8 protein-coding genes are annotated in these 6,889 nt (G+C 66.2%); 5 read left to right on the top strand and 3 right to left on the bottom strand.

Translation table 11 applies throughout. The features are described 5' to 3' along the window. The 5 genes from JF886_RS11610 to JF886_RS11590 all read left to right on the top strand — a co-directional run. Nucleotides 1-334 (top strand): FCD domain-containing protein (locus tag JF886_RS11610; RefSeq protein ID WP_337312624.1); only part of this gene is annotated, 334 nt, incomplete at its 5' end. 763 nt (nucleotides 335-1,097) lie between these two features. Beyond that, nucleotides 1,098-2,288, top strand: coding sequence for a flavin reductase (locus JF886_RS11605; protein ID WP_337312622.1), 1,191 nt, complete (start codon nucleotides 1,098-1,100; stop codon nucleotides 2,286-2,288). 82 nt (nucleotides 2,289-2,370) lie between these two features. Then, nucleotides 2,371-2,646, top strand: coding sequence for a hypothetical protein (locus JF886_RS11600; RefSeq protein WP_337312620.1), 276 nt, complete (start codon nucleotides 2,371-2,373; stop codon nucleotides 2,644-2,646). Nucleotides 2,647-2,738: 92 nt separating this feature from the next. Further along, entirely contained in the window at nucleotides 2,739-4,022 is a 1,284-nt protein-coding gene (locus JF886_RS11595) for an APC family permease (RefSeq protein WP_337312618.1), read from the top strand. Between the two features lie 158 nt (nucleotides 4,023-4,180). Beyond that, nucleotides 4,181-4,972, top strand: a complete 792-nt coding sequence (locus JF886_RS11590; RefSeq protein WP_337312616.1) for an alpha/beta fold hydrolase — start codon at nucleotides 4,181-4,183, stop codon at nucleotides 4,970-4,972. 71 nt (nucleotides 4,973-5,043) lie between these two features. Here the strand turns inward: JF886_RS11590 and JF886_RS11585 are convergent, their stop codons facing one another. The 3 genes from JF886_RS11585 to JF886_RS11575 all read right to left on the bottom strand — a co-directional run bounded on the left by JF886_RS11585 (nucleotide 5,044) and on the right by JF886_RS11575 (nucleotide 6,660). Next, nucleotides 5,044-5,487 carry a VOC family protein gene (locus JF886_RS11585; RefSeq protein ID WP_337312614.1) on the bottom strand — a complete coding sequence of 148 codons (444 nt, stop codon included), beginning with the start codon at nucleotides 5,485-5,487 and terminating at the stop codon, nucleotides 5,044-5,046. Nucleotides 5,488-5,711: 224 nt separating this feature from the next. Then, on the bottom strand, nucleotides 5,712-6,227 hold the full coding sequence (locus JF886_RS11580; RefSeq protein ID WP_337312612.1) for a putative immunity protein: 516 nt from the start codon (nucleotides 6,225-6,227) through the stop codon (nucleotides 5,712-5,714). A gap of 127 nt (nucleotides 6,228-6,354) precedes the next feature. Then, complete coding sequence (locus tag JF886_RS11575) at nucleotides 6,355-6,660, bottom strand: putative quinol monooxygenase (RefSeq protein WP_337312610.1); 306 nt, start codon at nucleotides 6,658-6,660, stop codon at nucleotides 6,355-6,357. Nucleotides 6,661-6,889 lie beyond the last annotated feature (229 nt).

The following is a 6,889-nucleotide window of genomic DNA, read 5'->3' as shown; positions in this document are numbered from 1 at the left end:
GGACCTGGAGATGTGCCTGGACGTGATGCGGCGCTTCGATCATGATCTGGAGCAGTTCCTGCATGCCAACTGGTCACTGCACGAGCGCATCGCTGCGGTCACCCCGAACGATCTCGCCCGTGCGATGTACGTCGCCCTGATCCGCTGCGTCGCGGAGCTGTCGGTCCGGGCCGACCCTGAGACGTCCTCGACTTCGGGCGACTATCTGGCCGAGCGGATGGTCGTGCACGAGAAACTGGTGGCGGCGATCCGACTCGGCGACGAGGAGCGCGTCAAGGCGGCCGTCGCGGCCCACAGGGGCGACGCCGAATCCGGCTGGTGGACGGCTGCTTAGGGCGGCTGTCCGCGGCGGTCGAGCACGTCCTTCCTGATGGCGCCCCCGTCAAGCTTGGCGTCGCCGACCAGTGATCACTGCCACCCGCTGGTGGCCGTGGGTGTCCGTCGCCGGCGACACCACCGTATCTGCGCCAGCCGCTCTGGGTCGACCGCAGGACTGCGCAGCACTGCGGGATCGACGCCGACGCCATGGCACCGCCCGAAGGTCTCCGACTGCTGATCAGCGTCGAGGAGCGCAAGTGAAGGCATCCTAGGCCCTTGACAAGTGGTCGCGGTCAGCGCAGGATTCTAACCTGCCGAAAGGTACGAATGGTTAGTTCCGGGAGTGCAGGGCGATGTGGGTCCCGCGAGAGAACCGGAGAGGACTACATGATTCGTCACAGGACCGCCACCGCTGTAGCCACTACGTTTGATCTCATCCGCGTCGGCGACGGAACCGGGACACCCGTCCAGCCGGACCTCCCGGCACGACGCAAGGCCTCCGTCTGGTGATCAGCACGCACAACGCGCTGGGGGCCATCATGCCTGGCGTCCCCGACTGCGTCCCCAGAACAGCGGACAGCATCTCATCCACACTGGTGGGTCTTATTCGTCTTATCTGCAACTTCCGATCAAAACGGTTGAGTGCCGGGCCAACGGCTCTGGACAAGGAAATCGCAGGCGCCGGTCCAGATTCGGAGATGACGCGCCGCCGAGTAGATGGGACCGTCTCCGGCAGCTCGTGAAACCTGGTGGCAGACATACAGTCACGAGGAGGTGGCATGTCCGAGTCCATCGATCCGCAGCAGTTCCGCCACGTGCTGGGTCACTTCCCGACGGGCGTCGCCGTGGTCACCTCGTGTGACGAGACAGGCGCCCCGGTGGGGATGACCGTTGGATCCTTCACCTCGGTGTCGCTGTCACCACCGCTGGTGGCGTTCTTGCCGGGAAAGCAGTCCAGCACTTCCACCAAGGTCGTGAGGAGCGGACGGTTCTGCGTGAACCTGCTGGGGGCGCACCAGGAGTCGGTGTCCCGCTACTTCGCAGCCGTAGGTCAGCGCAAGTTCGAGGACCTTGACTGGACGCTGTCCGCTAGCGGTTTCCCGCGGCTCAACAGCGCAGTGGCGTGGATCGAGTGCGCAGTGGATGCGGTCCATGATGCCGGCGACCATTACATCATTGTGGGGCGGGTGACGTTCTTGGAGGCGGCGGGGGCATCTTTGCCCCTGGTGTTCTTTCAGGGCGGGTACGGGCGGTTCGCACCCTTGTCCCTCGCCGCCGCGAGTGAGCCTGACCTTGTCGAGCATCTGCGACTGGTTGACGTAGCACGGCCTTTCATGGAGGAGTTGGCCAAGCGAACCCAGGTGGAGTGTCTGGCCTCTAGTGCGGTGGGCGGCGAGATCGTCCTGCTGGCCACAGCCGGCACGCCTGCTGAAGGTCGCCCATTTAGCCGGGTCGGTCAGCGTCTGCCGCTTGCTCCCCCACTGGGGGCGGCGTTGGTGGCTTGGTCTAAGTCGGCTACGGATGAATGGTTCGCGCGGGCGGGCGCCTCCCTGTCACCTGCCAAGCGGCAGCACCTGGAGACACTGCTGGATCGTGTACGTGAGCGTGGCTGGTCCGTTGGAATCTGGAGCGAGAGCCTACGCAACTTGGAAGCCACTGTTGACAAGACAACTCTCGGGGGGCTGACTCCGCATGGGAGCCGAGCGGTCCGGCAGATGGTCGAAGAATTGGGCAGCGAGCACGAGCCCGCAGATGTCTATGACTCGAGCCGGCACTACCGCCTCCGTAATGTGACCGTCCCGGTGTTCGACGGAGACCAGCAGGTCGTGATGCAACTTACCCTCTTCGGCCCGCCGTCCGATGCCGGGCCGGCCGAGCTCGACCTATACCTGGAGCTGTTGACGACCGCTGCGAAGAATGTCTCAGGTGCTCTGTCTGGCGCCTCACGGCCGTCGCGCCACCGGGACTAACCGCGGCTGGCGACGTTTGTTGCACCTTGTAGCAATTGCGAGAGTATGGCTGAGCCATGGATTCGAGCCTTTTCGACCGGCCGTGAAGCGCCTGGGGACCAATATCCGCGGCCAGGGCGACATCGCCCGGGTACACCTCTACCGCTGGGGCGACGGCGGCGCGCACTTCCATGTCTGGTTCATGCCACGGCCACTGGGCCTGCTGGAGGCCTCCGGGATGATGCTGGCGCTGTGGGAGGACGTCCTGCCCAACGCCCCCGACGCGGACATAGTGGCAGCTGCGGAGAAGATTGGCGCCGTGTTGGCCGGCCGAGATCTAACCCAGGTCTACCCTTATCACGGCACCCCAGACGGCTGAGCCCGGCGACCGCGTTTCCTCGTGGTCCTGGCCGTCGGGTCCCAGGGGAAGGCCAGCTGCGCCGTGGGATACGGCGCTGGTAATGATTGGAGATGAGTCTGCCCATGGTTGCCGTCCCACCCTCGGTCCCGCCGTCACTGACCCGCCGGCTTGGCGTGCTCGACGCGGTGGTCATCGGGCTCGGGTCGATGATCGGCGCCGGAGTGTTCGCGGCGTTCGCGCCGGCCGCCGCGGCGGCCGGCTCCGGGCTGTTGATCGGCTTGGCGATCGCGGCGGTGGTGGCATATTGCAATGCGACGTCCTCGGCGCGGCTGGCCGCGTTGTACCCGCAGTCCGGCGGGGCCTATGTGTATGGCCGGGCCCGCCTTGGGGACTTCTGGGGCTATCTCGCCGGCTGGGGCTTTGTTGTCGGGAAGACGGCCAGCTGCGCGGCGATGGCCCTGACGTTCGCCTCCTACGTCGCCCCAAACCAGATCCGGCTGGTCGGTGTGCTCGCCGTGCTCGTCCTCACAGCGGTCAACTACCGCGGAATCCAGAAGGCGGCATGGCTGACCCGGCTCATCGTCGTCCTGACGCTGCTGACCCTGGCCGTCGTCGTGATCGCCGCGCTGGCCGGCGGCCACGCCGACGTCGGCCACGTGACGCCGTTCCCGGGCGCCGGTGTCCGCGGCCTCCTCCAAGCGGCCGGGCTATTGTTCTTCGCCTTCGCCGGCTACGCCCGCATCGCCACCCTCGGCGAAGAGGTCCGCGACCCCGCCCGGACCATTCCGCGCGCCATCCCCATTGCCCTGGGCATCGCCTTGGCCGTATACGCCCTGGTCGCCCTGTGCGCGCTGCTGGCCGCCGGGCCGGCCGGGCTGGCCGCCAGCACCGCACCGCTGCGCGCTGTCGTCGAGGAAGGCACGCTGCACCGGCTCGCCCCGGCGGTTCAGATCGGCGCCGCCATCGCCGCCCTCGGCTCGCTGCTCGCCCTGATCCTCGGCGCCTCCCGCACCGCCTTTGCGATGGCCCGCGACCACCACCTGCCCGGCCTGCTCGCCACCGTCCATCCCCGCCACGGCGCCCCTCACCGCGCCGAACTCGTCGTCGGCGCCGTTGCCGCGATCCTCGTGGCCAGCATTGACCTGCGCGGCGCGATCGGCTTCTCCTCCTTCACGGTCCTGACCTACTACGCCATCACCAACGCCTCCGCGCTCACCCTCACCCCCGACGAGAACCGGCCCCCACGCTGGCTACCCCTCCTCGGCCTAACCGGCTGCATCACCCTGGCATTCAGCCTGCCCCTAGCCTCCATCCTCAGCGGAGCCAGCGTCCTGCTCCTCGGAGCCCTCCTCTGGACCGGCCACCGTCGCGCCACGGTCCGCCGGACGACCTGACGCCACCTTCACGACTCCTCCCTCATCCCGGCCCGAACCTCCGGTGAGGACCGCTTAGGCTGTCCTCTCCCCGAGAGGGCAGCGTCTCGCAAGCCGATCCTCAACCGGCTATTCCTCGCGCGGCTCGTGTCGTCGGCATGGATCATTACGGTGTCGGTATGGAGTGCCGGATCAACGAAGTCCTGGTCCATTACGTCGAGCACGGCGGCGGCGTACCGCTCGTTGCGCTACACGGTGTCGGTGTTGATCATCGCGAGATCGAGGCGGCGATCGAGGCAATCGTTCCCGACACGGGATACCGGCGAATCTATCCGGATCTGCCGGGGATGGGCCTCTCGACGACCGACGGACTGACCTGCAACGACGATGTGGTGACACTGCTCGGCGATTTCATCGATCAGCTGGGCGCGGCACCGGTAATGCTGCTCGGGCACTCCTACGGCGCCTACCTGGCTCGTGGAGTGGCCGCACGGCGACCAGACACGGTGCTCGGTCTGGCGTTGTTGTGCCCCGTCGCCGAGCGGTCACGAAACGTGCCTGGCCACGACGTGGTTCGCCAGGACGCCAACGCGTACGACGAACTCGAACCTGTACAGCGGGCGGGGTTCGAGGAGTACTTCGTCGTGCGCACACAGGCCACGGCTCGCCGCTACCGCGACGGCGTTGCGCCGGGTACGACGCTTGTGGACGAGGCTGCGCTGGGGCGCATCTTCGCCGGGTGGACGGTCGACGTCGGGTGGAGCGCCTTCTCGGCGCCGACCTTGGTCGTGGCGGGACGACGCGATTCGGTCGTCGGGTACGCCGACGCGGCCGAATTGCTCGAGCGCTACCCGCACGCCACCCTGGCAGTCATCGAGGACGCCGGCCACGCGCTCATGCACGAGCGGCCCGAACTACTCGCCGCGTTGTTCGGCGACTGGCTCGATCGAGCTCGACCTGAAGACGAGTGACCGAGCTAGCTGCAACTCATCAGGGCTTGACCGACAAGAGGAACCTTGACCGGGCGTCGAGGCGTCAGCCTCTAGCCGGTTCTCGGATGATCGTCCGGTGGCGGCCATCCACTGATCGGCCTCCCGATTTCCCAGCGGTGGCCGAACGGATCATCGATCCGGCCTAACTGCCAGCCGTGCTCTTCGCCGACGGGGTTGACCTCCGACGCACCGGCAACTACTGCGCGGTCAAGCACCGACTTCGGATCATCGACAATCAGCAGCATTCTCACCGTCGATCCGCCGACAGTCTCCGGGCTGAAATTCCCGGCAGGTGGCGACTCGTCCTCGACCCAGAACAGGGAGTCTCCGACCGCGAGCTGTGCAACCACCTCCTCGAGATCATCGCTACCTCCAAAGCGGTACACCTCGACTGCCCCGAAGGCAGCCTTGTAGAAGTCCACAGCGGCCCGGCCGTTCCGCACTGAGAGTTGGGGTTGGGCGGTCGACTGTGGCATGGCGCCTTCGGTGCTCATCGCTGGACTGTCCCATCCATCCATCACGCAACGTCGAGCGTACGGCGACTAAGAATGTGCTTCACGATCACGCGCCCCAGCTGAGGAAGGACAAGGTTGGGCGCCGTTCGAGCCAGGGGCCGTTTCAGTAGGGATCGGCTACTGGGACAGGCGTTCCGGCCGCCCTAACCGGGCGAGTGCTCACGGCGCCCACTCCATGGGCGGTGTTGGCGCCCGACTCGCGCTCAGCAGTCAAACACTGACCAGCAGATGTCGTTCCGCAACCGCTGGTCGTCAAGTACGAGCTCGCGAATCGCCTTCGGAAGCTGGTCACGCTGCCACCGGCACTCAAGTCGTCCTGCGGCGTCGACCTCACCCTCAGGCGCGGCGGCGCGTGCGGCCTTGATCGCATAGGCAGCAGCACCGAGTTCGTGCGCGGCGACGTGCGCGACGGCCCCGGCCTGGCCAGCAGCGTACGCGGCATACCGTGCAACCCCACGCAGGTCTCTGGCCGCGCCCATTGCATGGCCGCCCGCCGCGCGAGCCTGCATCATCTTGACCTCGCCACGCACCCAAGCGCGGGCATGCTCGATCGCCTGACGCGGTCGTGGGTCCTGAGGCTGAGCCAACTCGAACAGGTCAAGAACGTGCACTGCGCACGATGCCGCCCAAAGAGCCAGAAGCTCGTGATCCGAATCGGTCAGGGTGCCACCGCGGCGGAACGTCACAAAGCGAGAGTCTCGGACCTTCGGGAGGATCATGCTGGCACTTCTATCACTTGCATCCGCCCAACACCCTAGGCCACGGCGCGACCCGGCACGCCCTCAAGCGACGCCCGGGAACCTGGTGGTCGATCGGCAAACGGACGGACGGGCTATCGGCTACTGCTTAAGCCTCGCGAAGGGGTGAGCCGATTACGTCGAACCGGAAACCGCCGAACTCTCCCGACAGAATTGGTCGAGCGACCGCGATCGACGTTTGGACTTCGGGGTGTTCGAGCGAGCGGCGGTGCGCCTCTTGTGAGTCCCACACCTCCACGACGAACATTATGTCAGGCGCGTCGGCGTGGATGCCGACCTCGTAAACGCTGCACCCGCGCTCGCGCAGGAGGTCGTGGTGTTGGGTCAAGGGTCGCCTCCAGTTCGTCGCAGTGACCCGGACCGTGCCGAGCGCGCCAGCGCTCACGGAAGTCATGACCAAAGAGACTAGATGAGACGGCGGGCACAACTGCCCGGTGTGTGAGTTCAACCCATATATGTAGCAATCTGTAGCATTCGAGCGAGTTAGTGTCCGGGCATGTGGTGTACGAGGGGACGCCGAGGGCGTAGTCCCTTGAAAAGACGATGACCACCGCGTCATCCTTTCAGGAAGCTCTACCAACCTGATTGGAGGAACACGATGGTCAACTCAAGTATGGACGTCC

This window comes from Candidatus Aeolococcus gillhamiae (assembly GCF_016464765.1).
GTDB classification, from domain to species: Bacteria; Chloroflexota; Dormibacteria; order Aeolococcales; family Aeolococcaceae; genus Aeolococcus; species Aeolococcus gillhamiae.
The sequence above is the reverse complement of the archived record's forward strand: the minus strand, read 5'-3'. Positions and strand labels throughout refer to the sequence as shown.